Origin of the sequence: Marinobacter sp. (assembly GCF_033722195.1) — a bacterium.
Lineage (GTDB): Bacteria > Pseudomonadota > Gammaproteobacteria > Pseudomonadales > Oleiphilaceae > Marinobacter.
In genome coordinates this window covers 22,592-48,478 of record NZ_JAWVZL010000019.1, presented here as the reverse complement: position 1 = coordinate 48,478, position 25,887 = coordinate 22,592, and the positions used below count along the sequence as shown (strand labels likewise).

Here is a 25,887-nt window from a genome sequence, read left to right as displayed (position 1 = left end):
GTATCAGACACCCTTGGAGTTTGCCTCCGCTCTCCGACTTGGAAAAACTGATTCAAAAGTAACGGACATTACTAGGAATCAGCTGGATTAAAGACTGGGGGCAGGTCAGCACAGCAATAGTTGGATCGCCATGCCGAAAAGAGAGCAATGAAGGATAATCCTAGAAAGCCCGCCAAAACATCAGCTTGGCCGACTGGACGACAGATTAAGCAGTTTGTGTGGATGTTAAGCACTTTGTGTGGCGATTGTTAAGTACATTGTGTTGTCGTCCACAAAACCGCCAATCAGGGCTTCGCGCAAGATCCTATACTACGCATAATGTATATTATGTTAAAAAAGGTATTGGCTCATCTTAGGTTACGTCCAGCTTTCCTGCCCTAAAGCCGCTCAATGGCCTTCAGCAGAGAACTGAAGGCTTTCGAAAAGCTGCGCTCTGCCATCCGATCCATCAATCTTCCAAGCAGTGGTACCTGCACAGCCCCCTCAGAGATCCAGACCACACGCGTCTGTTCACCTTCGGGCTGCAGAACAATTTCGCCCTTCGTGTGCTGCACCGGGAACGGGCTGGATTTCTCGATGCGATAGTCCATCCGGTTGGGTCTTTCAAACCGCGTAATACGTTCCGTCAGCTCGAGCCTGCCGGCGCCGATAAGCCGGAGCGCACCGGTGCCGTTTTTCTCGTCTTTTCCCTCTTCAAGTAGCACAGACCTGCTAACACCCGGGAAGCGGTCATAGCGACCATGGTCTGCGATGGCCTCGAACACCGTTTCAATGTCCTTTCCAAGCACCCGCTCGACGTGAATGCGAAACATAGCTCCCCCTTTAATGACGCGCTGGCTCAAACAATACGCTTACGCTGGTTCAACAGAATGGGTTTTTGATGCTTTGATACCTTCGTGATGATCGAAGTGCGGCGCTGTTTCGCCTCTGGCTACGGGCGAGCGCCAATGTCTGAACCATCCCGCTTCTACTCCGCCTGGATACCCTGCCCCAATGCGATCGCATGGAATGGATGGGCATCCGCCCCGCACACGGTGAGCAAATTCGTGGTGCAATCCGGGACGATGAGTGACAGAGTCGAAATTGATAAAGTGCTGATGAATTCAGGTTTCTCAGGAGTTCATCGCAGTGGAATCCAACAAGTCGGTGTAGGAGGCCCAAGCAAGATGATCATAGCTGTAATTCTGGCCCTTGGGGTCACCGGGTGGGTCCATTACCGCTTGGCTTTCCAGGTTCCGGGTACCCTCCAGCTTTGGGTCGGACGCATCATGCTTCTATTGGTTGGCGCGGGTTTTGGCTGGGCGATGAGCCAGGTTTACACAGACACCCAGGGGCTCGCCGCGACATGGGTTTTCATAACCTCTTTCGGCGTAGCTCATCTGCCCGCCGCCATCATCCTCTGGCTCAAAAAGCAGAGAGATAAGAACTGAACTCCGGCCGATTTCCGATCCGACTGCGGGAGACGGCTTCCCCCACCAGGCGAGTAGGTTCACTCGCTGCACGAGCTAAAAATCCCCTTCCGGGCCAGATCCTCCCGTGAAACTCAACCGGTGCATCGCTTTTAACCTGCGGCCTAGGATTTCCGCCAGTTCCGCGCTATCGGCCAAGGCGGGAGAAAACGCCACGTACAGCGCTTCCTTTGCCGCAAGCCCGGCATGTCTCAGCGGATTCTCGAGACCTCTTGATTGGAAGTGGTAATTGAGAACCTGCTCTTCTGCGACCAGAGCATCGATGCGCCCCAATTGCAGCATCTTGACGAGCCGCGGCAGGACCTTGTTGCCTTTCAGAACGGCCACCCGCGCCGGATCCGCCTCATGGGCACGGATGTAATCTTCGTAGAGGCTTCCGTAGGAATAATCCTGAATCACTCCAATGCGGACTTCATCCAGAGACTTGAGTCCGCGAAATGTCCAGGTTTGTGAAGGCAGCGTGAAAAAACTGTGGTGAGCAAATGCCAGAGGTTGTGAGGGAAAATGAAAGTCCGGTGTTTCGCGCAGCCCTACTCCAACAATCGCATCGTATACGCCATCCCGCACTCCGATGATCGCGCGGCTCCAGGGAATTTGAAGGTAGTTTATCTGGTAGCCGTCCTGTGCCAGGGCAGATTTCGCGCTGTCCACGAGCGTCCCCTGGGTGTTCGGAACAGCCAGGCAATTGAAAGGGCACCACTCGTCGCCCACCAGAGTGATCACTCGATCCTGGGCCAACGCCACCGTGCTCAGTAAGCAGAGCACAATCAGGGCGCTACTCCTCCATCTCTTCATGGCAGTATCCGGTCAGCGCGCACAGTCGATGCAGTAAAGATTGGTTGGGTCGATCTCCAGGCGTTTCGGATTGATGGGCTCGCCACATTCCAGGCATTCCCCATACTCTTCCCGCTCTATCCGGAGCAGCGCCGCGTCGATCAGCCGTAACTGGTGTTCCGCCCGTTCCTTGCCCGCCTGGGCCAGAGCCTGGCTTTGCAACGCGTCCATGCGTGACAGACGCCCGACGCTTTGCTGGTCCAGTTGAACCGTTGCGCTGGTTTCATCCCGCACTTCCCGAGTTGAAAGCAGATCGTCACGTCGCTCAAGCAACCGTTGGCGAAATTTCTCTTGTTCTCTCGGCCTCATTCGTTGATCTCCTGCCTGCGGGGCCACTTTGTACTCTACTTACAGGTCTAAAAATCACCCGGAAAACTTACTTTCAATATCACCTCTGGTATACTCCGCGCCCTCTTTTGCGTGATGCATTCACTTTAACCAAGACACTGACACCAGACTGTGACGATCCTTCCGCCCTAGCGTTCAAGCACTACCCCGCCCTCGGTTATCTGTTGAGCAAGGTTTACACCTCTACGGATTTTACCTGACCCGGTACCCGGACTGTCTTGCTCCGCTGCACGGATGATCAAGGTCCTGGTCCCTGAAAATCATGGTTTTTAACTCCAACCGGATTCACTGAATATGCTCAGTCGTATACGAAGCAACTGGTTTTCCAATATCCGCGGCGACCTGCTCGCCGGCATCGTGGTGGCCCTGGCGCTGATTCCCGAGGCCATTGCCTTCTCCATCATCGCCGGTGTGGATCCGAAAGTCGGCCTCTACGCGTCCTTCTGTATTGCGGTGGTGATCGCGTTCGTGGGCGGCCGGCCCGGGATGATCTCGGCGGCCACTGGCGCCATGGCGCTGCTGATGGTGACCCTGGTAAAGGAGCATGGCCTGGAATACCTGCTGGCCGCCACGCTGCTGACCGGTGTGCTGCAGATCGTCGCGGGTTACCTCAAGTTGGGGGCGCTGATGCGGTTCGTGTCCCGCTCGGTGGTGACAGGGTTCGTGAACGCCCTGGCGATCCTCATTTTCATGGCCCAGCTGCCGGAGCTGACCGGCGTGACCTGGCATGTGTATGCCATGACCGCCGCCGGGCTGGGCATTATCTATCTGTTCCCCCTGATTCCGGTGATCGGGCGCCTGGTGCCCTCCCCGCTGATCTGTATCGTGGCGCTGACGGCCGTTGCCATGATCTACAACATCGACATCCGCACCGTCGGTGACATGGGCCAGTTGCCCGACACCCTGCCGATTTTCCTGTGGCCGGACGTGCCCCTGAACCTTGAGACCCTGATGATCATCCTGCCCTACTCCGTGGCTCTGGCCGTGGTGGGTTTGCTGGAGTCGATGATGACCGCCACCATCGTGGATGACCTCACCGACACCAGCAGTGACCGCCACCGGGAGTGCAAGGGCCAGGGCATTGCCAACATCGGCTCCGGCCTGCTGGGCGGAATGGCTGGCTGTGCAATGATTGGCCAGTCCATTATCAATATAAAGTCCGGCGGCCGGACCCGACTTTCGACACTGACGGCAGGCGTCTTCCTGCTCATTATGGTTTTGGTGCTGGACGCCTGGCTGGTTCAGATTCCCATGGCCGCTCTGGTGGCGGTGATGATCATGGTGTCCATCGGTACTTTCAGCTGGGCTTCGGTTAAGAACCTTCGGGAACACCCGCTGTCCACCAACATCGTCATGGTGGTGACCGTGATCGTAGTGGTGGCAACCCACAATCTGGCTTTCGGCGTTCTGGCCGGCGTGCTTCTGGCGGCGCTGTTTTTTGCCAACAAGGTTGGCCACTACATGCTGGTGACCAGCGAGTATGACGAGGCCACTGACACCCGGACCTACAATGTGGTGGGCCAGGTGTTCTTCAGTTCGTCCGAGAAATTCATCGCCTCCTTCGACTTCAAGGAAGCTACCGACAGGGTCGTGATCGACCTGAGCCGGGCCCACTTCTGGGACATCACAGCCGTGGCCGCCCTGGACAAAGCCGTGGTCAAATTCCGCCGCGAGGGTGCCGACGTAGAGGTCATTGGCCTGAACGAAGCCAGCGCCACCATCGTCGACCGGTTTGGCGTACATGACAAACCCGATGCCGTAGAACAGCTGATGGGCCACTGACGGAGTTGAAGCTATGACAATCGAAGAACACAAGAGAGAGGCCCTTCAGACTCTGCACGTTGTCGCCTGCATTGACGGCTCCGAGGCAGCCCTGGCCGTATGTGACTACTCGGCCTGGGCCAGCCGCCGCATGGAAGCTCCGCTGATGCTTCTGCACGTGCTGGATGAGGAGAAATACCCCGCCAGAACCGATATGAGTGGTAACATCGGCCTGGGCAGCCGCGAGCACCTGCAGGAAGAGCTGGTGAACCTGGACCAGGAGCGCAACAAGCTTGCCCTCAAGCATGGTCACCTGCTGCTGGATGAGGCGGAACAACGGGTTATGGCCGCCGGCGCCGAGAAACCCGCCAAGCGCCAGCGCCACGACGACCTGGCGGGCTCACTGGTGGATCTGGAGCCCGAATCCCGGCTGTTTGTCATGGGGCTCCACGGCGAAAGCAGCGCCGCCGCGGGCCGGCATGTTGGCAGCCAGCTGGAGACCGTGATCCGCAGTGTGCACCGGCCGGTCTTCCTGGTGCCGGACGACTTCACCCCACCCCGCAGCGCGATGCTGGCGTTTGATGGCAGCCCGACGGCTTTCAGAAGCATTGAGTTGCTGGCCGGCACCCCGGTCTTCAGTGGCATGCCGCTTCATCTGGTGATGATCGGGTCGGACACCGATGAGCATCGGGCGCAACTGGAGCGGGCCAAGGCGGCGCTGGATAGCCATGGCATGGACATTCACATGGCCATTCGCGACGGCGACGTGGAGCAGGCGCTGCATGCCTACCAGGAGGAGCACGACATCGACGTGCTGATCATGGGCGCCTATGGCCACTCCCGCATCCGCCAGTTCCTGGTGGGCAGCACCACCACCAAGATGCTGGAAACGGCAAAAAAACCCCTGGTGATACTGCGCTGAGTGAGCGCTGGGCTGATCAGTGCAGGGTTCTGTACACGGCCGCGCGACGCCGCTCAGTGAACGGCAGCGACGGCCAGTTCAGGTAATCCGCGAAGAAGTCGGTCTGACGGGAAGCATCCAACAGAACAGCCACACAGCTCTCAAGCGCAGCACGATCGCCGGAGGGCGCTGTGTTAAGGGTGTCCAGCAGACTTTCCAGTGCCCGCTCGATGACCCGCTGGGCTCCCGCTGACTCGCCCTGGTTGCCAAGGACCCGGGAGACCAGGATGGCCGAAAGTGTCAGTTCTGTATGCATGCCGGTCTGGCCATCAACCAGATCCAGGCACGCCAGGTCGAAGGCGCTGCCCGACAGGCAGATCACATCCTTCCATTGCCCCTGCTCGCTGCTGGTGTAGGCGTTTTCCATCCAGAAGTGCCAGAGATCCCTGCGTTCCTGCGAGCTCAGGTCGGAAAACTGGCGGCGATGATTGGGGCACAAAAATTCCATGGGGCTCTCCCTGTCTGTTGGCTCAAATGATAATAGATATCATTCGCAAAACCTTCAAGGAGAATTGACTGCAATTCTTGCCGCCGAGGCCGTCGAGAATAACTGCGGCCTATTCGGTTTCCGGCTCTGACTCCCAATGCATGAAACTGACCCGGTCCCGGGCGAAGGTGACCTGGCTGCCGTCCGGCCGGGTGAGCACGAACTCCCGGGTGAACAGATTGACGCTCAGATCCCCGGTAAGCTCGCACTCGGTTTTCACGCAGTCGTCCAGCAGCACCGTGACATTCTGCTTGCGCTCGAACAGCGGCGCCAGAAACAGCGCAATGAGGACGATCAGCGGCAAGAGCCACCAGAACCGGATGTGGCGGGTCAGGCTGCCTGGCTCGTGGTTGAATAACATGGGATTGTTCCTGTCGGTGTCTTCCGGCCGCGGCTGGCCGTTTTCGGGCGCAAGAATAGCGCATCTGACCGCGTCACGTCCTATCAACTCGTTGATCGGGGCGCCGCTAATGGCGGTCATCATCGGTCTGGGCCGACTGGTATCCGACCACGGCTCACTCAAGGGTCTGTATCTACTGGCGCGCATCCGCCGGTCCGGCATCAGTCCGGATTACATGGCGCCCTCCATCTGAACCCGGTCGGACTTCCCTGTATTCGCTTTCTCGTATATTCTGTTTCCCGCATATACCGATAACGGCATATTTGAGGCCCGTGATGGAAAACCGCCGTCGTGTCCTGTTTGTCTGTACCGCCAACAGCGCCCGCTCACTGATGGCGGAAGCCATCCTCAGGGATATGGCGGGGGAGCAGTTCGAAGTGTCCAGCGCCGGCACCCAGCCTGGCGCGCCTCACCCCCTTGCCCTGCAAGCGCTGACAGCGGCCGGTTTGCCGGTAGATGGCCTTTACAGCAAGTCCCTGCAGGCGATGACCGGCGGCCACTGGGATTACGTCATCACACTGTGCGACAAGGCGGCCCGGGAGTGCGGGCCCCTGCCCTCGATGGGCCAGATGATCGCCTGGGACTTCCCGGATCCGGTGCCCGGTAACCGCCAGGCCACGTTTACCATGGTCATGAAGGAGATTCGTGAGCGCATCGGCCTGTTCGTGATGGTTCACCAGAAGGCCGTCCATCGGCCCGTCCGGTATTCCCCGGCGGGCATCTTCAAGGCCCTGGGGGACGACAACCGGCTGGCGACGCTGTTGCTCATCCAGCAGCAGGAAGAGCTCTGCGTGTGCGAACTCACCGCAGCCATGGCGCTGTCCCAGCCCCGTATCAGCCGCTATCTCGGGCAGTTGCGTGATCAGGTCCTGGTGGAGGATGAGCGCCGGGGCCAGTGGATCTACTACCGCCTGCACCCGGCCCTGCCGGACTGGGTGATCACCACCCTGCGAGCCGCCCGGGAGGAGAACCGGAGTGAACTCGAGCCCATGCTGGCCCGTCTGGCCGCCATGCCTGAACGCCCCAACCGCGCGGACTGCGCCTGACCCATCACTTCCTGAAAAACGGAGACAAGGAATGACCAAACTCAAAGTCGGCATCAACGGATTCGGGCGTATCGGGCGCTTGGCCCTGAAGGCGGCCTTCGACTGGCCGGACATGGAGTTCGTCGCCATCAACGACCCGGGCGCGGATGCGGCCACCCTGGCCCACCTGCTCAACTTCGACAGCGTGCATGGCCGCTGGCATCACGAGGCCACCGCCGACGGCGAGCAACTGGTGATCGGCAGTCACCGTATCCGGGTCAGCGCCAACACGGCCATCGCCGACAGCGACTGGTCCGGCTGTGACCTGGTGCTGGAGTGCAGTGGCCGGATGCGGTCGGTGCAGTTGCTGGAGGCGTACCTGCAACAGGGTGTCCGGCGGGTGCTGGTATCGGCGCCGGTGAAGGAAGCCGGTGCCAAGAATATCGTCATGGGCGTCAACGATCACGAGTACGACCCGTCCAGCCACCGCATCGTGACCGCAGCTTCCTGTACAACCAACTGCCTGGCTCCGGTTGTTAAAGTAATACATGAGACTTTGGGTATCCGTCACGGTTCCATCACCACCATCCACTGCCTGACCAATACCCAGACCATCCTGGATGCGCCACACAAGGATCTGCGCCGGGCGCGTGCCTGCGGCAGTTCACTGATCCCCACCTCCACCGGCTCCGCCACCGCCATCATCGAGATTTTTCCGGAGCTCAAGGGTCGGCTTGATGGCCACGCTGTGCGGGTACCGCTGGCCAACGCCTCGATTACCGACTGTGTGTTTGAGGTGGAGAAGGCAACGGACCGGGACACCGTCAACCGATTGCTGCGGGAGGCTTCTGAGGGACCGCTTCGGGGCATTCTCGGCTACGAGGAGCGGCCCCTGGTGTCCATCGACTACAAGACCGACCCCCGCTCCGCCATCATAGACGCGCCCTCCACCATGGTGGTCAACGGCACCCAGGTGAAGCTCTACGCCTGGTACGACAACGAGTGGGGCTACGCCAACCGTACCGTTGAGTTGGCCCGCAAGGTGGGTGCCGCCTGACATGGATGCCGCGGTTCGCCAGTACCTGATCATCACCGGCAACTACTGGGCCTTTACCCTCACCGACGGCGCCCTGCGCATGCTGGTGGTGCTGCATTTTCACCAGCTGGGTTATTCGCCGCTGGAAATCGCCCTGCTGTTCCTGTTCTACGAGTTGTTCGGGGTGGTGACCAACCTGGTGGGTGGCTACCTGGGGGCCCGCGTGGGCCTGAACCGCACCATGAACATCGGCCTGTTTCTGCAGATTCTGGCGCTGGCGATGCTGACGGTACCGGCGGCGATGCTGACCGTGCCCTGGGTGATGGCGGCCCAGGCGCTGTCCGGTATCGCCAAGGACCTCAACAAGATGTCGGCCAAGAGTGGTATCAAGCTGCTGGTGCCCGGCAGTGAACAGGGCAGGCTCTACAGATGGGTGGCCCTGCTCACCGGCTCCAAGAACACCCTAAAGGGCGTCGGCTTCTTCCTCGGCGGCGCGCTGCTTATGCTGGCAGGATTCCAGGGCGCGGTCGTCATCATGGCCGGGGTCCTGGCACTGGTGTGGCTGGCCAGCCTGGTGCTGCTGCGCCAGGAGCTGGGCCGCAGCAAGGCCAGACCCAAGTTCCGGGACATCCTGTCCAAGAGCCGGGCCATCAACATTCTGTCTCTGGCACGGATGTTCCTGTTCGGCGCGCGGGACGTGTGGTTCGTGGTGGCCCTGCCGGTCTACCTGCACACCGCATTTGGATGGGATTACTGGCGGGTCGGTGGTTTCATGGCCCTATGGATCATTGGCTACGGCGCCATCCAGGCCCTGGCCCCGACCCTGACCCATCGCAGGGCGGACGTTCTGCCCGGGCGCGGCTCAGCGGCTCTCTGGGCCGGGGCATTGACCATAATCCCCGCCACCATTGCCCTTGCGCTGGGCACCGGTATTTCGCCCCAGATGGTATTGGTGGGCGGCCTGTTGCTGTTCGGCGCACTCTTCGCCGTCAACTCCTCACTGCACAGTTACCTGATTGTCAGCCTGGCCCGTGCCGATGGCGTATCGCTGGATGTGGGCTTCTATTACATGTCCAACGCCATGGGCAGGTTACTGGGCACCCTGCTTTCCGGGGCCATCTTCCAGGTCTACGGCATCCAAGCCTGCCTCTGGGTCTCCTCGCTGATGCTCCTGGTGGCCACATGGGCGGTGGCACGGCTCCCCGAGGCCGCAGGCCCCACGCCTGCGTCAGCTGATCAGGAGCAGATTCTGTAGTAGCGACACTACAGGGTCACTCCGGGCCCGTGCTAACCTCATGACGCTGAGTGTCAGCACCTCGAGGCTGCCACCGACAGTAGTCTGCGACGGAGAGCCACACCCGGATGCACACCTGGCTGATCACGAATCCGAGATCCGGCTCCGGCGAGCGCAACGCGGCCTTCTGGGGGGCGCAGCTGCGGGAGGCCGGTTTCAGCAGCTGGACCGACTGCGACCTGACCGACACCTCCTGGTCCGACCGGGTGGAAGCCGGTGACCGCTTGCTCGTGGCCGGTGGCGACGGCTCGGTGAACCGTGCCGCCAGCCTGGCTCTGAAAACCGGCGCCATCCTCGGCGTACTGCCCTCCGGCACCGCCAATGACTTTGCCCGTCACCTGAACCTGCCGGACGATCCCATCGAACTCTGCCGCCTGATGTACCGGGCCCCCGTCCAGCGTGTGGACGTCTCCTGGCTCAATCAGCGGCTGTTCCTCAACGTGGCCCACATAGGTCTTGGCACCTGGCCGACCCGGGATGCGGATGACCGCAGCAAGCGCCTGCTGGGCCGGTTCAGCTACGGCGCCGTGCTCATCCGCAGGCTCTGGGTCCACCGGGGCTTCCACGCCGACATTCAGGGTGAGAACGCCAGGCTCAGCGGGCGCTGGCTCTCGATTGCCATAGCGAATGGTGTCTTCTACGGCGGCGGCAACCAGATTCCCGAGAGCCGCATTGATGACGGCTGCCTGGATATCGTGGCGGTCCGGCCACGCTCCCGCCTGAGGCTCATCGCCACCTACCTTGCGGTTGGACTGCTGCGGCTGCCGATCCAGAGTCAGTCCACGGTGGTGCACTTGAAAAGCCGGTGGTGCCGGATTCGCCCCCACCGTCAAAAACTGGTGACCGCCGACGGCGAAGAAGCCGGCCACAGTCCGGTCGACGTGCAATGCGACGGCGGCGCCCTGAAAGTGGTCAGCGCCGGCCTCTGGCGTCCCTTCTGACGTTAAACGCAACACTCCCGCTACTTGTCCGCTCGGGCCAGCCGCTGACTGAAAAACGTTCAGCGGTTGATACTGGAGAAATTGTCTACACATAAGAGGTAAGTGCTGGCGATCTTTCGTCAAGTCACTCGAATACAGCCAACAAGGAGACACGAATGATGGGGTATCGCATTCTGTTCAGCTTCGCGATTGTATCGATGTTGACGGCCTTTCCCGCCCTGGCGGCGAACAAGGCCCAACAGAACCCGGACAATGCCACAGTTGCCGTCAGCGGTACGGTCGCCAAGGCTGACGCCCAGGACAGCTTCGTGCTGGATTACGGCACCGGCACTGTCCGCGTGGAAATGGACGACTGGCACAAGGTCAACAAGCCCGGTAACGTCCTGGAAGGAGACAAGGTCAAGGTATACGGTCGTGTCGACCGTGATATCGAAGAGACCGCCACCATTGAGGCCAAAAGTGTCTACCTGCCGAATCTGGGTATCCGTTTCGAGCAGAGCGCCGCGGATGAAGAATCCATGGTAGGCGTTGATCTGGCTTCCGCTCAGTCCGTCAATGTGGGCGATGTGGCCGTCACCGGCCGGGTGGACAGCATTGACGACCGGGTGTTCACGCTGAATACCGGTTTTCAGGCGTTCACCGTCGACACTTCCCGGATGGACTACAACCCGCTCAAGAATCCCGGCCTCCGTGATCGCGCGGTGCGCGTCGGTGACCGGGTAACGGTCCAGGGCACCCTGTCCAGTGACCTCTTCGAGCTGGGCAAGATGAATGCGGATGCCGTCGTCATTCGCGTTAACAGCCGCTACGGCATCGACCAGCCGTGGGATGGGCCCAATCCACGGGCGCCGGCCACCCAGCCCAAGCCGGTGCTTTGACAGCGATGGGGGCCTGATCTGATCAGGAAGTAACTGGGGCGGTATGGCATGAGCCGTACCGCCCTTCTCTACTCCGGCGCAAAATACAGCCGCAGTTGCGGAAAGAAACTCAGGAAGTGCGCCTCCAGCGCCGCGTCCAGCGGTCTGATTTCCTCGATGATTCCGGCAAACTCATTGGCAAAGCGGATCCGACCGGCGACCCGGTCCAGGGCGAAGCCGATGTTTGTCAGGTCCTCATAGGATTCCAGCCAGTTATCCTCGATCATCCGTCTGGTCACCCGGGCCATGGCTTCGGGCATCAGATAGCGGCCCTGCGCCAGGTCCCGATAGGCGTTGTCGATGAACTCGGCCTTGGGGGTATTGGCGAAGGCGTCCCAGTGTCGCAGCAGGTAATGATCGAACAGGATGTCCAGGGCGACGCCGGCGAAACGGCGGCGCTTGCTGGAGAACAGGCGCTTTGCCGCCAGTACATCCGGGTGCTGGTCGGTGAAGGCATCGACGGCACGATGGTTTTCCAGGCCCCGGCGAACTTCCGCCGGCAACTGCTGGGGGTCCAGGCCCCGGGCAAAGTCACCGAGCAGATTGCCGACCCGGGCCTCCATGGAGGGCGGAGAAAGGTACAGGTGAGCGAGGTGGTTCAACCGGTCGCACCTCCGTTTTTTAACGCATGAGTGTCGATTTTGTGGCACTGTGAGAGTAACCTACCGGTTTTTCAAGGCTGACCCTGCTGAAGTGACCCTGTCAGAATGAAAGACCTATCACCGGTGACCTACATTGCCAGCATTATGCTCGTGTTGCTGAGCATTTTCATGTCACTTCCGGTGCTCATGGTGTTCTTCACGGAAGCCCCGAACGCTGTGGCGTTCATCAACTCCGCGATTTTCTCGCTGACCCTGGGCGTGCTGGGCCTGATCCTGACCCGGGGCCACTCCCGCTACCTGAAACCCCGCTCCATGTTCATCCTGACCGTGGGCAGCTGGTTGCTGGTTTCCCTGTTCTCGGCGCTGCCGTTCTATTTCAGCAATCTCAACCTGTCCCTCACCGATGCCCTGTTCGAGAGCATCTCCGGCATCACCACCACCGGCTCCACGGTGCTGACGGGGCTCGACCAGACCTCGCCGGATATCCTGCTGTGGCGGTCGGTTCTGCAGTGGATCGGCGGCATCGGCATCATCGGCATGTTCGTGGCGGTACTGCCCTTCCTCGGTATCGGCGGCATGCGGCTGTTCACCACCGAGTCGTCGGAGTGGACCGACAAGGCCCTGCCGCGGATGAAGACCCTGGGTCGCGGCCTGATGCTGGTGTACATCACCTTCAGCCTGGTGGCGGTGCTGACCTACTGGGCCTCTGGCATGACTTTCTTCGACGCGCTGAACCACGGCCTTACATCCATCGCGACCGGTGGCTTCTCCACGTCGGATCAGTCCATGGGCAAATTCGACTCCAACCTGATCCTGATCGAGGCGTCGGTCTTCATGGTCCTCGGAGCGCTGCCCTTCTTCCTGTACGTCCGTGAACTCAATGGCCAGCACGGGGTGCTGTGGCGGGATCAGCAGGTGCGTGCCTTCCTGCTGCTGGTGCTGGTGGTGGCCTCGGCCATGACCCTGTTCCGCTGGTTCAACGAACACGGCGACCCGTTCAGCACCTTCGCCCATACGCTGTTCAACATAACCTCCATCATCACCACCACAGGCTATGCGTCCCAGGACTATCAGCTCTGGGGGCCGTTCGCCTTTGCCGCCTTCTTCTTCCTGATGTTCGTGGGGGGCTGCTCCGGCTCCACCAGTGGCGGCATGAAGATCTTCCGCTTCCAGCTGTCCATGATGGTGCTGCGTGAGCAGTTCAAGCGTCTGCTCCACCCCCGTGCGGTGCTGACACGGAACTTCAACGGTCGTGCGGTCAGCGACGAAATCATCGCCTCCATGATCGCCTACGCGTTCATCTTCCTGGTCTGCCTGCTGGTGGGTACCCTGGCGCTGTCCCTGCTGGGCCTGGACTTTATCACCAGCCTGTCGGGCGCCCTCACCTCACTGACCAACGTGGGCCCGGGGCTGGGAACCATCATCGGGCCGGCAGGTACCTTCCAGAGCCTGCCGGACGCCGCCAAATGGGTTCTGTGCCTCGGTATGATCGCCGGCCGGCTGGAACTGCTCAGTGTGCTGGTGGTGGTCTCTCCTGGCTTCTGGAAAGGCTAATCCAGCTTCAGGTGTTTGCGCAGGAAGGCCCCGATGTCCTGTATTTCCTCCATGCAGACGCTGTGGTCCATCGGGTAGGTCTGGTACTCCGGTTTGTAACCCATCTCAGTCAGAGTGGTGACACTTTGGCGACCCAGCACTTCCGGCACCATGGGGTCGTGGATGCCGTGGTAGATCTTGATGGGGATGTTGCGGTTCGCCGCTGACGGCTGCACGGTCTTGGCGCTGGCGAAATAGGTGGACAGGCCCAGGATGCCGGCCAGCGGTTCCGGGTAGCTCAGGCCCACCTGGTAGGCCACGGCGCCGCCCTGGGAGAAGCCGGCGATCACCATCCGGTCGGTGGCGACGCCGCGCTCCACTTCCCGCTCGATCAGGCGGTTGACAGCCTCCGCTGACTGCATCAGCTGCTCGGTGTCGATGGCCCGTTCCACGTCCATGGCCTTGATGTCGTACCAGGCCGGCATCCGCATCCCGCCGTTGATGGTAACCGGCAGCATCGGTGCATGGGGGAAGACGAAACGGACAGCGGCGCCTTCCGGCAGGCCAAGGTGTGGTACCACCGGTTCGAAGTCATGACCGCTGGCCCCCAGGCCATGCAGCCAGATCACGCTGGCGTCGGGCGTCGGCCCGGTTTCGATTTCGACACACTTGAGAATGCTCACAAAGTCCCTCACTTGGTTCATTGGGCGGAAATGGCCTCGATTGTACTGTATCGGCGCAGGTTCCGCAGTTGCCCCGGCCGTGCAGTCGATGAAACCTCCGGAAAGGATTACCATGGGGCATGAGCCGACTTTGTTCTTCCTGAGGGAACGAGGGACGCAGAAGAATGACAGGAGACGCGTAATGACGAACGTTCACCAGGTGGCCGACACCGGCCTCCGGGATACCGCCACATCCGCGGAGGCGCCGGTCACGGCAAGCCCTCGCCGACACACCACCGACTGGCACCTGAACAAGGTCATCGACGGCCTGCGCGAGGCCCGCCACGACTGGCGCCAGCGTCATGGCCGCGAGCTGGAGCTGGGCAGCCGGGAACTGCCCTCCCACGCCGCCATCCACAAAGCCATGGATACCCTGTGCGGCATTCTCTTCCCGATGCGTCTGGGACCACCGGAGCTGAACAAGGAAGGTGAGGATCATTACGTGGGCTATATGCTCAACAGCGTGCTCAATGTGTTCCATACCCAGGTGGCCCTGGAGGTGGACTATAAAAAGAACGGCGCCACCTCCATCGATCCGCTGCAGGCGGTGCGCCAGTTCGCCGAGCGCCTGCCGCAGATCCGCCGGACCCTGGACCTGGACGTGACCGCCGCCTATCGCGGGGACCCCGCGGCGACCTGCGTCGACGAGGTGCTGATCTGCTACCCCGGCGTCTACGCGGTGATTTACCACCGGGTCGCCCACGAGTTCTACAAGCTCGGGTTGCCGCTGATCGCCCGCATCATCTCGGAAAAGGCACACTCCGCCACCGGCATCGACATTCATCCGGGCGCCACCATCGGCCAGGAGTTCTTTATTGACCACGGCACCGGTGTGGTGATTGGTGAGACCGCCATCATCGGCAACCGGGTCCGGCTCTACCAGGCCGTCACCCTGGGTGCGGTGCGGTTCCCGGAAGATGAGAGCGGGTCGCTGAAGAAGGGCGAACCACGGCATCCGATCGTGGAGGACGACGTGGTGATCTATGCCGGTGCCACCATCCTGGGCCGGATTACCATCGGCAAGGGCACGGTGATAGGCGGTAATGTCTGGCTGACCCGCAGCCTGCCGGCCAACAGCCAGATCTCCCAGGCCTCCTCCCGCAACTCCCGGGACTGCGTTACCGACGACTGCCTGGAAATCTCCACCCGCGGCAAGAAATAGCCTCGAACGGGCCCGAGCGGATGGTCAGTCCGCTCTGGCCTTGAGCGCGCTGATCACCGGATTGGCATACATGGCCAGCAGGAAGGGCCGGTAGGCGGGATCGCAGGCCTCGAGGCGGCGGTTCATCTCGGCTTCCGCCGCTTCCAGTTCCGCCGGGGTCCAGGCCTCCGCCGTCACCACCGTATCCCGGGAGCGCTCCGGCAGCTCGTGGGCGTCCGGGTGTACCGCGAGCTGGTTGTAGGCCACCAGGTTGGACGCGTGCAGGTGGTAATGGGTGTGCATGTCCTGGTCGATCATCTGCGCCAGTTCCCGGGCGCTGTCCGGGGCCTCGGCGATGCGCTGGCCGAAATGCACGTGGACATGGCCCTTGAATCCGGTAAGACCCTTGACGATCTGGTCGCTGTCCTCGTTGGGCGCTTTGGTGTAGCTGCCGGTACGCTGGCGGATTTCCAGTTCCCGGGCCTTGTCGGCGTCACAGGGGTCGTATTCGTAGGCAATGGACACCGGCACGATATTGAGCTTGTTCATGGCCTCGGCAAAACCTTCCCCGCTTTTCTTGCGGTGCATGTAAAACATCTTGGTTATGGCCGGGTCGGTCCCGTCGATGCCGTCCTTGGCCCGGCCTTCCCGCTGGGCGATCCAGATGCTCTCGTTGGTGTCGATGCTGTGATTGATGAACGCCGACAAGGTCAGGTAGGCATCCCGCATCTCCCGCGGGCTGGGAATGTTGCGGCGCACCACGAAACTCTTGTTGAGCCGCATCAGTTCGGCAAAGACCCGGTTCTGCAGCAGGTTGTCACCGATGGCGATGCGGGTGGTGTGAAAGCCCCGGGTGAACAGCAGGTAATTGACCACCATGGGGTCGAAGACGATGTCCCGGTGGTTGGAGATGAACAGATGGGCCCGATCCGGATCCAGGGCGTCAAGGCCCGAGCAGGTCACCCGGGTGGTGGTGTTGTCCACGAGCTGGCCCACGTAGGTGGACAGCCGGCCCTGGATATCCTCGATGGTGGTGGCGTCGCCGAAGCGCTCCTTCAGCCAGCGCTGAACCTGGCGTCGCACCAGGCCGGGGAACCATCGGCTCAGGGTGGGTGATTTGAATCTGGCCACCATGTCCAGAAACCCGTCATCCTGCAGCAGGCGGGCGATGGCGTCCTGGGTTTCGGCGTCTCCGTAGGGCCGGATGGCGTCAAATTCCTGCATGCGGGTCCTGTTGTTTTGGTAATTTTCGGGCCAGATGGCGTCAAAAACGCCCTTTAGTGTACCTCTTTACCCGGCACTCTGCCCAACTCGATGTGAGCCGCGTCCGGCGGTGGATTCTGCTACCATAGCGATCACTTTGACAAGCCGACCGACGCACAACAGGACAATACAGCCCCGTATGGATTTCCAGCAACTGAGCCGACAGCGCCCCGCCAACGCCGGGCAGGCCCCGGAAACCGTTCTGCAGCAGGTTTTTGGCTACGACCATTTCCGGCCATTGCAGGGTGAGATCATCGAGGAGGTGGTGGCCGGCCGGGATGCCCTGGTGCTTATGCCCACCGGCGGCGGCAAATCCCTGTGCTACCAGGTGCCGGCCCTGGTCCGCCCCGGCACCGGCGTGGTGATTTCGCCGCTGATCGCACTGATGCAGGACCAGGTGGCGGCCCTGCAGCAGCTGGGGGTACGCGCTGCGTTCCTCAATTCCACCATGGACATGCACCAGGCCCGGGAAACCGAGAACGCCCTCCTCACCGGTGAGCTGGACCTGCTCTACTGTGCACCCGAGCGCCTGCTGCAGGCCCGCACCCTGGATCTTCTGCACCAGGCGTCGGTGTCCCTTTTCGCCATTGACGAAGCCCACTGTGTGTCCCAGTGGGGGCATGATTTTCGCTCCGACTATCTGGGCCTGGACATCCTTGCCCGAGAGTTTCCACAGGTGCCCCGCATCGCCCTGACCGCAACCGCCGATGAGCGCACCCGCAAGGAAATCGCCGAGCGCCTGTCGCTGACCGGAGCGCGGCATTTCATCAGCGGCTTCGACCGCCCCAATATCCAATATCGGATCGCGCCAAAAACCAATGCCAACAAGCAGCTGGTGGACTTTATTAAAGCGGAACATCAGGGCGATGCCGGCATTGTCTACTGTCTGTCCCGCAACAAGGTGGAGGCCACCGCCCGACTGCTCCACAGCAAGGGCTATACTGCTCTGCCCTACCATGCCGGCCTGCCGCCGGAAGTGAGGGCCCGTCATCAGGAGCGGTTCCTGCGGGAAGACGGGGTCATCATCGTCGCCACCATCGCCTTCGGCATGGGCATCGATAAACCGGATGTGCGCTTCGTCGCCCACCTGGACCTGCCCAAGAGCCTCGAGGCCTATTACCAGGAAACCGGCCGCGCCGGCCGTGACGGCAATCCCTCCACCGCCTGGATGGTTTACGGCCTGCAGGATGTCATCAAGTTGCGCCAGATGCTGGAGGGCTCCATGGGCTCGGACCATTTCAAGCGTCTGGAACGCCAGAAAATGGATGCCATGCTGGGGTTGTGCGAAATCACCAGTTGCCGACGCCAGGCGCTGCTGCGCTATTTTGGCGACACCCTTGAGAACCCCTGCGGCAACTGCGACACCTGCCTAAACCCACCTCAAACCTGGGACGGCACCGTGGCGGTGCAAAAAGCGCTGTCCTGCGTATTCCGGACCGGCCAGCGTTTCGGGGTCAGCTACCTGATCGATGTGCTGCGGGGCGTGGACAACGAGCGTATCCGCCAGTCCGGCCACCAGGCCGTGTCCACCTTTGGTATCGGTGCGGATATGAGCGCCGCCGACTGGAAATCGGTGTTTCGCCAGCTGGTGGCCAACGGCCACTTGCGGGCCGACCCGGAGGGCTATGGCGCCTTACAGCTCACCGAAAGCTGCCGGCCGCTTCTGAAGGGAGAGGTGCGGGTGGACCTGCGCAAGGACCCGGTGGCGAAGAAGTCGGCTGCCCGGGGCAAGGTGCAGGATCGGGTCACCGATCCGGTCGGCTGGGAGGCGCTGCGGGCCTGCCGCAAGGCCCTGGCGGATCAACAGGGTGTGCCGCCCTACGTGATCTTCCACGACACCACCCTGTTCGAGATCCTGGAGCGCCGGCCCGCCTCGTTGGCGGAACTGGCTGAAGTGAACGGCGTCGGCGCTGCCAAACTGGAACGCTATGGTGAGGCCTTCCTGGCCGCCCTGGCGGATCTGGACAGCACGCCGGCCTGAAGGCTTGGGGCGGCCGCCGTGGTTACGGCTGTGCCGTTGCCTTGGCCGCGTCCGCCTGGAAGCCCTTGCGCCGGACCCGGTAGTGAGCCAGCGAAGTGGCCACATGCTGGCCTTCCTTGTCGTACAGGTAGCCTTCCAGTGAGAAGGCCGCCCGCCCGGTGGTGTCGGCCTCGGCCTTGATGGCTTCCAGGGTCTCGGGGGCGAGGGTGAACTCCACGGTCACGTCGCTGTTGGCCGGCGCCAGGAACTGCAGTGTCATTTCCTTCAGGATCGGGGTGTAGGCGGGCCCCAGATCGAAAAGCGACAACACGCCGCCGGGAATCTCCGCCACCAGGAAATAGGCACCGGCATAGAGACTGCCGAAGTGGTTCTTGTTGCCCTTGAGGCGGATTTTCGCCCGCACATAGCCCGGCCGGACCTCCTCCACGGCAAAACCATTGCGAGTGGCGAAGGGAATCGACAGGCCGATCACCCGGTTCACCGCTGCGTAGCCGCCGGTTTTGCGGGCCCAGGCCAATGGCCGCGCCAGGGTGGCGTCCGGATCCACGCCTGCAAGCCACTGGCCGGTTGCGCCAATTACCCGATCCATCAATGCCATTCGCTGTCTCCTTTCAGGTTGCCGATGCCGGTTTGCGGCCATGATTATCACTGCGCCGGCTGCGGTCAAGTTGCTTGTTCGCCGCGAACTCGGGGCCGGGTTCTGCTAAAATCAGGTTTTCGGGTGTCGCGACCGCCAGGGTTGCGGGGCCAACCGATACCGGCCGGTCCTCGGGCCCGGCCCCTGCATCGTAAGGAGCTTGCCGCTATATGGCGCATGAAGAACTGCACCTGAACCTCAGAAACCTGACCCTGGAAGACTACCCCCAGCTCAAGACCCTGATGGACCGGATCTACGATGACATCGGCGGCGCCTGGCCGCGAGAAACCATCAAGGAGCTGGTGGAGCAGTTTCCCGACGGCCAGATCATCATCGAGGACTCCGGCGAGCTGATTGCGGTAGCTCTGACGGTGCTGGTGAAGTATGAGCGCTTCAGCAACCCCCACACCTATGACGACCTGATACTGCGCAACGAAAAAATCTGGCACAACGCCAAAGGCGACTCCCTGTACGGCCTGGATGTCTTCATCCACCCGGATTACCGCGGCTACCGCCTCGGGCGCCGGCTCTACGAGGCCCGCAAGGAACTCTGCCGGTCGATGAACCTGCGGGCGATCCTGGCCGGTGGCCGCATTCCCAACTACCACAAGTACGCCAACCAGTACTCGCCCGCCGAGTACATCGAGCGGGTGGATCGCAAGGAAATCTACGACCCGATCCTCACCTTCCAGCTGTCCAACGATTTCCAGGTCACCCGGTTGATGCACAAATACCTGCCGGAAGACGAGAAATCACTGGGTTACGCCACTCTGCTGGAGTGGAACAACATCCTCTACACCCCGCCGTCCTCGGTGCTGGACGTGAAGAAAACCCAGGTCCGCCTGGGCGCGGTGCAGTGGCAGATGCGGGAGTTCACCTCCGTCGAGGAGGTGCTCAAGCAGGTGGAGTACTTTGTCGATGCGCTGTCGGACTACAAAAGCGACTTTGCCCTCTTCCCGGAATTTTTCAACGCGCCGTTGATGGGCCTGACCGATCAGCTGGACCAGACCCGGGCGATCCGGTTCCTGGCCGGTTTCACCGAGCAGTTCCGCAACGAAATGTCGGAAATGGCGGTCAGCTACAACATCAATATCATCACCGGCTCCATGCCTCTGCTGGAGAACGACCGGGTCTATAACGTCTCCTACCTGTGCCATCGCGACGGCCGGGTCGACGAGCAGCGCAAGGTCCACATCACCCCCCACGAGCGCCGGGACTGGGTGATCGAGGGCGGTGACCGGTTCAAGGTGTTCGAGACCGACGCCGGCCGGGTTGCCATCATGATCTGCTACGACGTGGAATTTCCGGAGCTCGGGCGTATCGCCGCCAGCGAGGGCGTGGACATCATCTGCGTGCCCTTCTGGACCGACACCAAGAACGGCTATCTGCGGGTTCGCCATTGCGCCCAGGCGCGTGCCATCGAGAACGAATGCTACGTGGTGATCACCGGCAGCGTGGGCAACCTGCCCAAAGTGGAGAACCTGGACGTCCAATACGCTCAGTCATCCGTATTCTCCCCGTCGGATTTCGCTTTCCCCCACGACGCGGTGATGGCGGAAACCACACCCAATACGGAAATGATCATGTTTTCCGACCTGGACCTGGAGAAGCTCAAGCTGGTCCGCAGCGAAGGCTCGGTGAACAATCTCAAGGATCGCCGGGTGGACCTCTATGCGGTCACACCCAATTTCAGCGCTACGACGGACGAAGACAAAGGGTCCTGATGCCCGCAGGGTGTCTTGAGGCCGCGCTTTAGCGGTGCGGGGTATTGATCTGAAACAATTGCCAAAGGTTGATACGCTGGCTATTGTTTAATCACTGACAACGGGGGCCAGCCCATCAGTAACGGTTGGCCTGATCCGACCGGAGGCATGGAACCGCCCGAACAATGACGCAACCCAGACATTTCCAGATCATGAACGAACCACTTCCCGACCTGCGGGCCCGCTTTCTCGTCAAACGTGGCCTGTTCCGGAAAGAACGCATCGAGGCCGCGCTCTACGACCTGGACGAGTACGGCTGTGTATTCAAGACCGACCGGGTCTTCGAGCCGGGGGACACCCTCACCCTGGATCTGGTGATGGCCATGCCGTTCGACGACATCCAGGCCTCCGGCCTCAATGGCCTGGTGACAGAGCGTCGAAAGCACTGCAGCAACTTCTTCTATTCTGTTGATTTTATTGGGCTCGATTCCAGACCCAAAGCGCCGGATTCTGAGAAGCTGGACCGGATTCGAGAGGTTCTCAGCAAGAAGCAGTCACTGCGGTCCCGGCGCGGCAGCCCGTCCAGCCTCAGGCAGACCGCCTGACATTACCGGCGGCCGGTGGCAGTATCCGTGACAGGAACAGACACCCGATAACACTCCGCTTGCAGACAGTCATCCAAAGCCCCGCCGTCGGGGTATCTGTCTGTCGGATTATGCAGGTCCAATCAGTAAAGGGAGAGCGCCTCCATGGCCAAGAAAGAAAAGCCCAGTGTCGACAAGATCGTGAAACGCGTCAGCAAGGAATTCGATAAAACCACCGATCGGGTGGAAGCCATGGTCAGTGAGGCCATGAAGCGCTTCAACGCAGAGGTGGACCGCAGGCTCAAGGAACTGCACGAGCTCCAGGACAGCCTGATGGAGCGCTTCGGCGTTGCGCCCACAAGCCGCGGCGACAAGGACAGCAAGACCACAGAGAAGAGCGGCACCACCACGGCGACCGCCAAGAAAGCCTCGACTGCCGCTGCCAAGCCGGCCGCCAAGCCCGCTGCCAAGACCGCCTCGAAGGCCAAAACCGCCACCAGTAAGCCCGCGGCCAAAAAGCCGGCTGCCAAAAAGCCCTCCGCCCCGAAACCCGCGGCCAAGGCGGCTGGCGCCAAAAGCACGGCCATCGGTAAGGCCGCCAAAACCGCGCCCCTGAACCGGAGCGACCTGAAAATGGTGAAGGGCATCGGGCCTGCCACCGAAAAGAAAATGAAAGAAGCCGGCATCACCACCATCGACCAGATTGCCAATCCTTCCGCTGAGGAGCAGGAAAAACTGAAAGCCTTTGCCAAGGTACGTGGCTCCGAGTCCTGGACCGCCGAAGCCAAGAAACTGCTCTGATGCGAACGACCGAACAGCCTGTACTGCGTGACATAGTCCTTATTGGTGGTGGACACAGTCACGTTGGTGTTCTCAAACGTTTCGCCATGCATCCGGTACCCGGCGTCAGGCTCACCCTGATCTGCCGGGATACCCATACCCCCTACTCCGGCATGTTGCCCGGTTATGTGGCCGGCCATTACAGCTACGACGAGGTTCACATCGACCTGAGTCGCCTGGCGGAGTTCGCCGGGGCCCGCTTCTATCGTGATGAGGCCATCGGCATCGACCGGGCGGCGCAGCGAATCCAGTGTCGAAACCGGCCGTCGGTGCCCTACGACCTGCTGTCCATCAACATCGGTTCGGCCCCGCAGGTCCGGGATGTGCCCGGTGCCGAGGATCACGCCGTACCGGTCAAGCCCATTCACGGCTTCAACGCCCGCTGGCTGGCGCTGTTGGCCCGCCTCGAGAACCATCAGGGGCCCATGACGGTGGCTGTGGTGGGCGCCGGCGCCGGTGGCGTCGAGCTCACCCTGGCCATGCAGCACCGCCTGCGCAAGGAGATATCCGATCGCGGTGGTGACCCGGGGCGGCTGTCATTCCATCTGTTCGATGCCGCTGCCAAGATTCTTCCGACCCACAACGACAAGGTTCGCAGCCGCTTCGAGCAGGTGCTGGCCAAGCGTGGCGTCAGGGTGCATCTGGGCGCCGCGGTGAACCAGGTTGAGCCGGGCCGCCTGGTGACCGAAACGGGCGAGAGCTTCGATGTCGATGAGGTCCTCTGGGTGACCCGCGCCGGCGGCCCCGAATGGCTCCGGGATACCGGCCTGGCGCTGGACGACGGCGGCTTCATCCGCGTTCGGGAGACCCTGCAGACCGAAACCGACGACAACATTTACGCCGCCGGCGATATTGCCAATGTGGTGGCCCACCCCCGGGAAAAGGCCGGTGTCTTTGCCGTGCGCCAGGGCCGCCCGCTTGCGGACAACCTGCAGCGCCAGGCCACCGGCCGCAAACCCCTGCCCTTCATACCCCAGAAAAAGTGGCTGGCGCTGATCAGCACTGGCGACAAATACGCGGTGGCGTCCCGGGGTGAATTCTCGGTCGCGGGCCGGCTGGTATGGCGCTGGAAGGACTGGATCGACCGGCGCTTCATGGCCAGGTTCAACGACCTGCCCGAGATGAGTGAAAATGCCGCCCTGCCCGACACCTCCGCGGCCCAGAACGCCGAGGAGGCCTCCCAGGCCATTTCAGCGGTGGCCATGCGCTGTGGCGGCTGTGGTGCCAAGGTGGGCAGCACCGTGCTGTCCCGGGCACTCAGCGAACTGCGGCCCATCGAGCGGGACGACATCCTGGTGGGTCTGCACGCCCCGGACGACGCCGCGGTACTGACAGTGCCGCCTGGCAAGGCGGTGGTTCATACCGTGGATTTCTTCCGCGCCTTCATCGATGACCCCTATGTGTTCGGCCAGGTTGCTGCCAACCACGCGCTTGGCGATGTCTTCGCCATGGGCGCCCACGCCCAGAGTGCAACCGCGGTGGCGACTGTCCCCTACGGCATCGAGTCCAAGGTGGGGGACGTGGTGTTCCAGATGATGTCCGGCGCCGTGGAAGTGCTCAACGAGGCCGGTTGCGCCCTGGTGGGTGGTCACACCGGTGAGGGCCGCGAGCTGGCCCTGGGTTTTGCCGTCAACGGCTACATCGACCCGGACAAGGTGATGAGCAAGGGTGGCCTTAAGGCCGGTGATGCCCTGATACTCACCAAGCCCATCGGCACCGGCACCCTGTTTGCCGCCCACGCCAAGCTTAAGGCCCGGGGCCGCTGGATCGACTCCGCCCTGGCCTCGATGGTGAAATCCAACAAGCAGGCCGCGGAGTGCCTGAGCCGGTTCGGCTCCCGGGCCTGCACCGATGTGACCGGGTTCGGTCTGCTGGGCCACCTGGTGGAGATGACCCGGCCTTCCGGGGTGGACGCCGAGCTGTCCCTGTCCGCCATTCCGGTGCTGCCGGGAGCGGAGGAAACCGCCGCCTCCGGTATCCTCAGTTCGCTGCAGCCGGCCAATATCCGGCTCAGGCGGGGCATCCGCAACCAGGCGGACTGGGTCCGCCACGAGCGCTATCCGCTGATTTTCGACCCGCAGACCGCCGGCGGCCTGCTGGCCAGCGTGCCGGCGGCCAAGGCCGAGGCCTGTGTGGCGGAACTGCGGGCGCTGGGTTATCCGGAAACGGCCATCATCGGGCGGGTGCTGCCTCAGGGTGAGGCCATCGAGCCGATCCTTCTCAAGGCCTGATTGACCGCCGCCACCAGCGCCGCCTGCTCGGCCTCGGGGGTGAAATGGACAGCCTGGGCGGACACCGCCCGGGTCAGTTCCTGGAGGAAATCCGGTTGCTGTTCGGCTTTGAGCAGCAGCTCCGCCAGGGCGGCCTCGTCTTTGGGCGGGTAGTAGCCCGGGTAATCATCACCCAGCAGGCCCCGGTTGCCGGGTATGTCGGACGCAATGACCGGCAGGCCGGCACGGCAGGCCTCGGATACCACGTTGGCGCCGCCTTCCATGACGGAGCTGATCACCATCAGCCGGGCCCGGATCATCAGCGCTTGCGTCGCTTCGCGGTCCAGCTCCCCCAGCCATTCCAGTCTCGGGTTCCTGGCCAGCTCCCGCTGTACGGCGGTGCGCCATTCCTCATTGTGGGGTTTGCCGGCCTGCAGCAAGTGAAGGCCAGATTCGGCGGGAAGCAGGCGGGCCGCGTAGGCCGCCCGCAGGGAATCCTTTTCTTCCCGCAGGTGGCCGATAACACAGACCTCAAAGCGGTCGTTTCGCGGTTCCGCCGCTGCCCGCTCCGGCGCATCGGCGGATTGCAGGACAACGCGGAGCCGGTCCCGGAACCGCGCCGGGATGTCCGCCGCCAGCCTGCGATGCAGGCCCACCAGTACATCGGCGGCCGCCATGGTGGCATGGGTGACCTCGGGGTCCGTGTACTGGAAGCGGTAGACATCCGTGCCGGTGAGCACCACCAGCAGAGGACCCTGCGGGTAGTGTTGCCGATAGGTCTGGACCGCCTGGTGGCTGCGCCAGCTGTGCAGCGCAATCAGCAGATCCGTCGGCTCGCCCTGGTACTCGGTCACAACCGTGACCCGGAATCCGGCCTGCCGTAGAAGCCCCGCCCAGCGTTCGGCGGTGGCCCGATTGCCGGCCCGGGAGCCCGGCGGCGCCGGGGTGACGAGGGTGATGTGGGTGGCAGGCTGCTGGGCGTTCATGGTTGGGTGGTTGTCCGGCGATTGATGAGTGACAGAAATACGGTTCCGGTCGTCAACTGGCCTATCAAAGCAAAAATAGCCCGCGGTCACCAGAACCAATGGCGCAGGCACAGCGTACCTGAGTTCATCCCGGCGGCGTTTGCCGGTATGCTGGGCAACGGTTTTCCCGATCGGGGACCGAAACCAAAAAAACCACTCAAAGGAAACACATC

The 25,887-nt window shown here is 61.9% G+C and carries 26 protein-coding genes; 16 read left to right on the top strand and 10 right to left on the bottom strand.

Annotated elements, in window-relative coordinates; genetic code table 11:
• Positions 1-377 precede the first annotated feature (377 nt).
• On the bottom strand, positions 378-812 hold the full coding sequence (locus R3280_RS05780; protein ID WP_318997632.1) for an SRPBCC family protein: 435 nt from the start codon (positions 810-812) through the stop codon (positions 378-380).
• Between the two features lie 135 nt (positions 813-947).
• On the opposite strand from R3280_RS05780, the gene R3280_RS05775 reads away from it, so the two are divergent.
• Positions 948-1,430 carry a hypothetical protein gene (locus R3280_RS05775; RefSeq protein ID WP_318997631.1) on the top strand — a complete coding sequence of 161 codons (483 nt, stop codon included), beginning with the start codon at positions 948-950 and terminating at the stop codon, positions 1,428-1,430.
• A 75-nt stretch (positions 1,431-1,505) separates the two neighbouring features.
• Here the strand turns inward: R3280_RS05775 and R3280_RS05770 are convergent, their stop codons facing one another.
• Positions 1,506-2,192, bottom strand: coding sequence for a transporter substrate-binding domain-containing protein (locus R3280_RS05770; RefSeq protein WP_318997630.1), 687 nt, complete (start codon positions 2,190-2,192; stop codon positions 1,506-1,508).
• Positions 2,193-2,276: 84 nt separating this feature from the next.
• Entirely contained in the window at positions 2,277-2,612 is a 336-nt protein-coding gene (locus R3280_RS05765; RefSeq protein WP_318997629.1) for a TraR/DksA family transcriptional regulator, read from the bottom strand.
• 333 nt (positions 2,613-2,945) lie between these two features.
• On the opposite strand from R3280_RS05765, the gene R3280_RS05760 reads away from it, so the two are divergent.
• Together R3280_RS05760 and R3280_RS05755 are read left to right on the top strand one after the other, a co-directional pair.
• On the top strand, positions 2,946-4,433 hold the full coding sequence (locus R3280_RS05760) for a SulP family inorganic anion transporter (RefSeq protein WP_318997628.1): 1,488 nt from the start codon (positions 2,946-2,948) through the stop codon (positions 4,431-4,433).
• A 13-nt stretch (positions 4,434-4,446) separates the two neighbouring features.
• The gene (locus tag R3280_RS05755; RefSeq protein WP_318997627.1) at positions 4,447-5,334 is read left to right on the top strand and encodes a universal stress protein; all 888 of its coding nucleotides are present in this window, start codon (positions 4,447-4,449) and stop codon (positions 5,332-5,334) included.
• A gap of 16 nt (positions 5,335-5,350) precedes the next feature.
• Here the strand turns inward: R3280_RS05755 and R3280_RS05750 are convergent, their stop codons facing one another.
• Positions 5,351-5,821, bottom strand: coding sequence for a hypothetical protein (locus R3280_RS05750; protein ID WP_318997626.1), 471 nt, complete (start codon positions 5,819-5,821; stop codon positions 5,351-5,353).
• Positions 5,822-5,930: 109 nt separating this feature from the next.
• Positions 5,931-6,221 (bottom strand): hypothetical protein, encoded by a 291-nt coding sequence (locus R3280_RS05745; RefSeq protein ID WP_318997625.1) that lies wholly within the window; start codon positions 6,219-6,221, stop codon positions 5,931-5,933.
• A gap of 109 nt (positions 6,222-6,330) precedes the next feature.
• On the opposite strand from R3280_RS05745, the gene R3280_RS05740 reads away from it, so the two are divergent.
• The 6 genes from R3280_RS05740 (at position 6,331) to R3280_RS05715 (ending at position 11,434) form a co-directional block, all read left to right on the top strand.
• Entirely contained in the window at positions 6,331-6,453 is a 123-nt protein-coding gene (locus R3280_RS05740) for a hypothetical protein (protein ID WP_318997624.1), read from the top strand.
• An 82-nt stretch (positions 6,454-6,535) separates the two neighbouring features.
• Positions 6,536-7,306: a metalloregulator ArsR/SmtB family transcription factor gene (locus R3280_RS05735; protein ID WP_318997623.1), complete on the top strand. Its 771-nt coding sequence runs from the start codon at positions 6,536-6,538 to the stop codon at positions 7,304-7,306.
• 31 nt (positions 7,307-7,337) lie between these two features.
• Positions 7,338-8,342: an ArsJ-associated glyceraldehyde-3-phosphate dehydrogenase gene (locus R3280_RS05730; RefSeq protein WP_318997622.1), complete on the top strand. Its 1,005-nt coding sequence runs from the start codon at positions 7,338-7,340 to the stop codon at positions 8,340-8,342.
• A 1-nt stretch (position 8,343) separates the two neighbouring features.
• On the top strand, positions 8,344-9,576 hold the full coding sequence (arsJ, locus tag R3280_RS05725; RefSeq protein ID WP_318997621.1) for an organoarsenical effux MFS transporter ArsJ: 1,233 nt from the start codon (positions 8,344-8,346) through the stop codon (positions 9,574-9,576).
• A gap of 107 nt (positions 9,577-9,683) precedes the next feature.
• On the top strand, positions 9,684-10,556 hold the full coding sequence (locus R3280_RS05720) for a diacylglycerol/lipid kinase family protein (protein ID WP_318997620.1): 873 nt from the start codon (positions 9,684-9,686) through the stop codon (positions 10,554-10,556).
• 155 nt (positions 10,557-10,711) lie between these two features.
• Positions 10,712-11,434 (top strand): NirD/YgiW/YdeI family stress tolerance protein, encoded by a 723-nt coding sequence (locus R3280_RS05715; protein ID WP_318997619.1) that lies wholly within the window; start codon positions 10,712-10,714, stop codon positions 11,432-11,434.
• Between the two features lie 68 nt (positions 11,435-11,502).
• Here R3280_RS05715 and R3280_RS05710 read toward each other — a convergent pair whose 3' ends face one another.
• Positions 11,503-12,075: an ACP phosphodiesterase gene (locus tag R3280_RS05710; protein ID WP_318997618.1), complete on the bottom strand. Its 573-nt coding sequence runs from the start codon at positions 12,073-12,075 to the stop codon at positions 11,503-11,505.
• A 144-nt stretch (positions 12,076-12,219) separates the two neighbouring features.
• On the opposite strand from R3280_RS05710, the gene R3280_RS05705 reads away from it, so the two are divergent.
• Positions 12,220-13,629, top strand: coding sequence for a TrkH family potassium uptake protein (locus R3280_RS05705; protein ID WP_318997634.1), 1,410 nt, complete (start codon positions 12,220-12,222; stop codon positions 13,627-13,629).
• Here the strand turns inward: R3280_RS05705 and R3280_RS05700 are convergent.
• The gene (locus R3280_RS05700) at positions 13,626-14,291 is read right to left on the bottom strand and encodes a carboxylesterase (protein ID WP_318997617.1); all 666 of its coding nucleotides are present in this window, start codon (positions 14,289-14,291) and stop codon (positions 13,626-13,628) included. The two genes, R3280_RS05705 and R3280_RS05700, sit on opposite strands and share 4 nt — an antisense overlap.
• Positions 14,292-14,472: 181 nt before the next feature.
• Here R3280_RS05700 and epsC point away from each other — a divergent pair, with 181 nt between their 5' ends.
• Positions 14,473-15,492 carry a serine O-acetyltransferase EpsC gene (gene epsC / locus R3280_RS05695; RefSeq protein WP_318997616.1) on the top strand — a complete coding sequence of 340 codons (1,020 nt, stop codon included), beginning with the start codon at positions 14,473-14,475 and terminating at the stop codon, positions 15,490-15,492.
• A gap of 24 nt (positions 15,493-15,516) precedes the next feature.
• On the opposite strand, the gene R3280_RS05690 is transcribed toward epsC, so the two are convergent.
• Positions 15,517-16,695: a 1-acyl-sn-glycerol-3-phosphate acyltransferase gene (locus R3280_RS05690; RefSeq protein WP_318997615.1), complete on the bottom strand. Its 1,179-nt coding sequence runs from the start codon at positions 16,693-16,695 to the stop codon at positions 15,517-15,519.
• A 178-nt stretch (positions 16,696-16,873) separates the two neighbouring features.
• On the opposite strand from R3280_RS05690, the gene recQ reads away from it, so the two are divergent.
• Complete coding sequence (recQ, locus tag R3280_RS05685; RefSeq protein WP_318997614.1) at positions 16,874-18,715, top strand: DNA helicase RecQ; 1,842 nt, start codon at positions 16,874-16,876, stop codon at positions 18,713-18,715.
• A 22-nt stretch (positions 18,716-18,737) separates the two neighbouring features.
• Here the strand turns inward: recQ and R3280_RS05680 are convergent, their stop codons facing one another.
• A complete protein-coding gene (locus R3280_RS05680; RefSeq protein ID WP_318997613.1) occupies positions 18,738-19,313 on the bottom strand; it encodes a PaaI family thioesterase in 576 nt (191 codons plus the stop codon).
• A gap of 209 nt (positions 19,314-19,522) precedes the next feature.
• Here R3280_RS05680 and R3280_RS05675 point away from each other — a divergent pair, with 209 nt between their 5' ends.
• From R3280_RS05675 to selD, 4 genes are all read left to right on the top strand, one after another.
• Positions 19,523-21,076 (top strand): bifunctional GNAT family N-acetyltransferase/carbon-nitrogen hydrolase family protein, encoded by a 1,554-nt coding sequence (locus R3280_RS05675; RefSeq protein ID WP_318997612.1) that lies wholly within the window; start codon positions 19,523-19,525, stop codon positions 21,074-21,076.
• Between the two features lie 191 nt (positions 21,077-21,267).
• Complete coding sequence (locus R3280_RS05670; protein WP_318997611.1) at positions 21,268-21,660, top strand: hypothetical protein; 393 nt, start codon at positions 21,268-21,270, stop codon at positions 21,658-21,660.
• Positions 21,661-21,804: 144 nt separating this feature from the next.
• Positions 21,805-22,440, top strand: coding sequence for a helix-hairpin-helix domain-containing protein (locus R3280_RS05665; RefSeq protein ID WP_318997610.1), 636 nt, complete (start codon positions 21,805-21,807; stop codon positions 22,438-22,440).
• Positions 22,440-24,710 (top strand): selenide, water dikinase SelD, encoded by a 2,271-nt coding sequence (gene selD, locus R3280_RS05660; RefSeq protein WP_318997609.1) that lies wholly within the window; start codon positions 22,440-22,442, stop codon positions 24,708-24,710. Before R3280_RS05665 ends, selD begins: the two co-directional genes overlap by 1 nt.
• Here the strand turns inward: selD and senB are convergent.
• On the bottom strand, positions 24,671-25,675 hold the full coding sequence (senB, locus tag R3280_RS05655) for a selenoneine biosynthesis selenosugar synthase SenB (RefSeq protein ID WP_318997608.1): 1,005 nt from the start codon (positions 25,673-25,675) through the stop codon (positions 24,671-24,673). The two genes, selD and senB, sit on opposite strands and share 40 nt — an antisense overlap.
• Positions 25,676-25,887: the final 212 nt, after the last annotated feature.

What these genes read in the sequence shown, in the direction of transcription:
- R3280_RS05780 (WP_318997632.1), bottom strand. Translation starts at nt 812, where the DNA reads ATGTTTCGCATTCACGTCGAGCGGGTGCTTGGAAAGGACATTGAAACG.
- R3280_RS05775 (WP_318997631.1), top strand. Translation starts at nt 948, where the DNA reads ATGTCTGAACCATCCCGCTTCTACTCCGCCTGGATACCCTGCCCCAAT.
- R3280_RS05765 (WP_318997629.1), bottom strand. Translation starts at nt 2,612, where the DNA reads ATGAGGCCGAGAGAACAAGAGAAATTTCGCCAACGGTTGCTTGAGCGA.
- R3280_RS05760 (WP_318997628.1), top strand. Translation starts at nt 2,946, where the DNA reads ATGCTCAGTCGTATACGAAGCAACTGGTTTTCCAATATCCGCGGCGAC.
- R3280_RS05755 (WP_318997627.1), top strand. Translation starts at nt 4,447, where the DNA reads ATGACAATCGAAGAACACAAGAGAGAGGCCCTTCAGACTCTGCACGTT.
- R3280_RS05750 (WP_318997626.1), bottom strand. Translation starts at nt 5,821, where the DNA reads ATGGAATTTTTGTGCCCCAATCATCGCCGCCAGTTTTCCGACCTGAGC.
- R3280_RS05745 (WP_318997625.1), bottom strand. Translation starts at nt 6,221, where the DNA reads ATGTTATTCAACCACGAGCCAGGCAGCCTGACCCGCCACATCCGGTTC.
- R3280_RS05740 (WP_318997624.1), top strand. Translation starts at nt 6,331, where the DNA reads ATGGCGGTCATCATCGGTCTGGGCCGACTGGTATCCGACCACGGCTCA.
- R3280_RS05735 (WP_318997623.1), top strand. Translation starts at nt 6,536, where the DNA reads ATGGAAAACCGCCGTCGTGTCCTGTTTGTCTGTACCGCCAACAGCGCC.
- R3280_RS05730 (WP_318997622.1), top strand. Translation starts at nt 7,338, where the DNA reads ATGACCAAACTCAAAGTCGGCATCAACGGATTCGGGCGTATCGGGCGC.
- arsJ (WP_318997621.1), top strand. Translation starts at nt 8,344, where the DNA reads ATGGATGCCGCGGTTCGCCAGTACCTGATCATCACCGGCAACTACTGG.
- R3280_RS05720 (WP_318997620.1), top strand. Translation starts at nt 9,684, where the DNA reads ATGCACACCTGGCTGATCACGAATCCGAGATCCGGCTCCGGCGAGCGC.
- R3280_RS05715 (WP_318997619.1), top strand. Translation starts at nt 10,712, where the DNA reads ATGATGGGGTATCGCATTCTGTTCAGCTTCGCGATTGTATCGATGTTG.
- R3280_RS05705 (WP_318997634.1), top strand. Translation starts at nt 12,220, where the DNA reads ATGCTCGTGTTGCTGAGCATTTTCATGTCACTTCCGGTGCTCATGGTG.
- epsC (WP_318997616.1), top strand. Translation starts at nt 14,473, where the DNA reads ATGACGAACGTTCACCAGGTGGCCGACACCGGCCTCCGGGATACCGCC.
- R3280_RS05690 (WP_318997615.1), bottom strand. Translation starts at nt 16,695, where the DNA reads ATGCAGGAATTTGACGCCATCCGGCCCTACGGAGACGCCGAAACCCAG.
- recQ (WP_318997614.1), top strand. Translation starts at nt 16,874, where the DNA reads ATGGATTTCCAGCAACTGAGCCGACAGCGCCCCGCCAACGCCGGGCAG.
- R3280_RS05680 (WP_318997613.1), bottom strand. Translation starts at nt 19,313, where the DNA reads ATGGCATTGATGGATCGGGTAATTGGCGCAACCGGCCAGTGGCTTGCA.
- R3280_RS05675 (WP_318997612.1), top strand. Translation starts at nt 19,523, where the DNA reads ATGGCGCATGAAGAACTGCACCTGAACCTCAGAAACCTGACCCTGGAA.
- R3280_RS05670 (WP_318997611.1), top strand. Translation starts at nt 21,268, where the DNA reads ATGAACGAACCACTTCCCGACCTGCGGGCCCGCTTTCTCGTCAAACGT.
- R3280_RS05665 (WP_318997610.1), top strand. Translation starts at nt 21,805, where the DNA reads ATGGCCAAGAAAGAAAAGCCCAGTGTCGACAAGATCGTGAAACGCGTC.
- selD (WP_318997609.1), top strand. Translation starts at nt 22,440, where the DNA reads ATGCGAACGACCGAACAGCCTGTACTGCGTGACATAGTCCTTATTGGT.
- senB (WP_318997608.1), bottom strand. Translation starts at nt 25,675, where the DNA reads ATGAACGCCCAGCAGCCTGCCACCCACATCACCCTCGTCACCCCGGCG.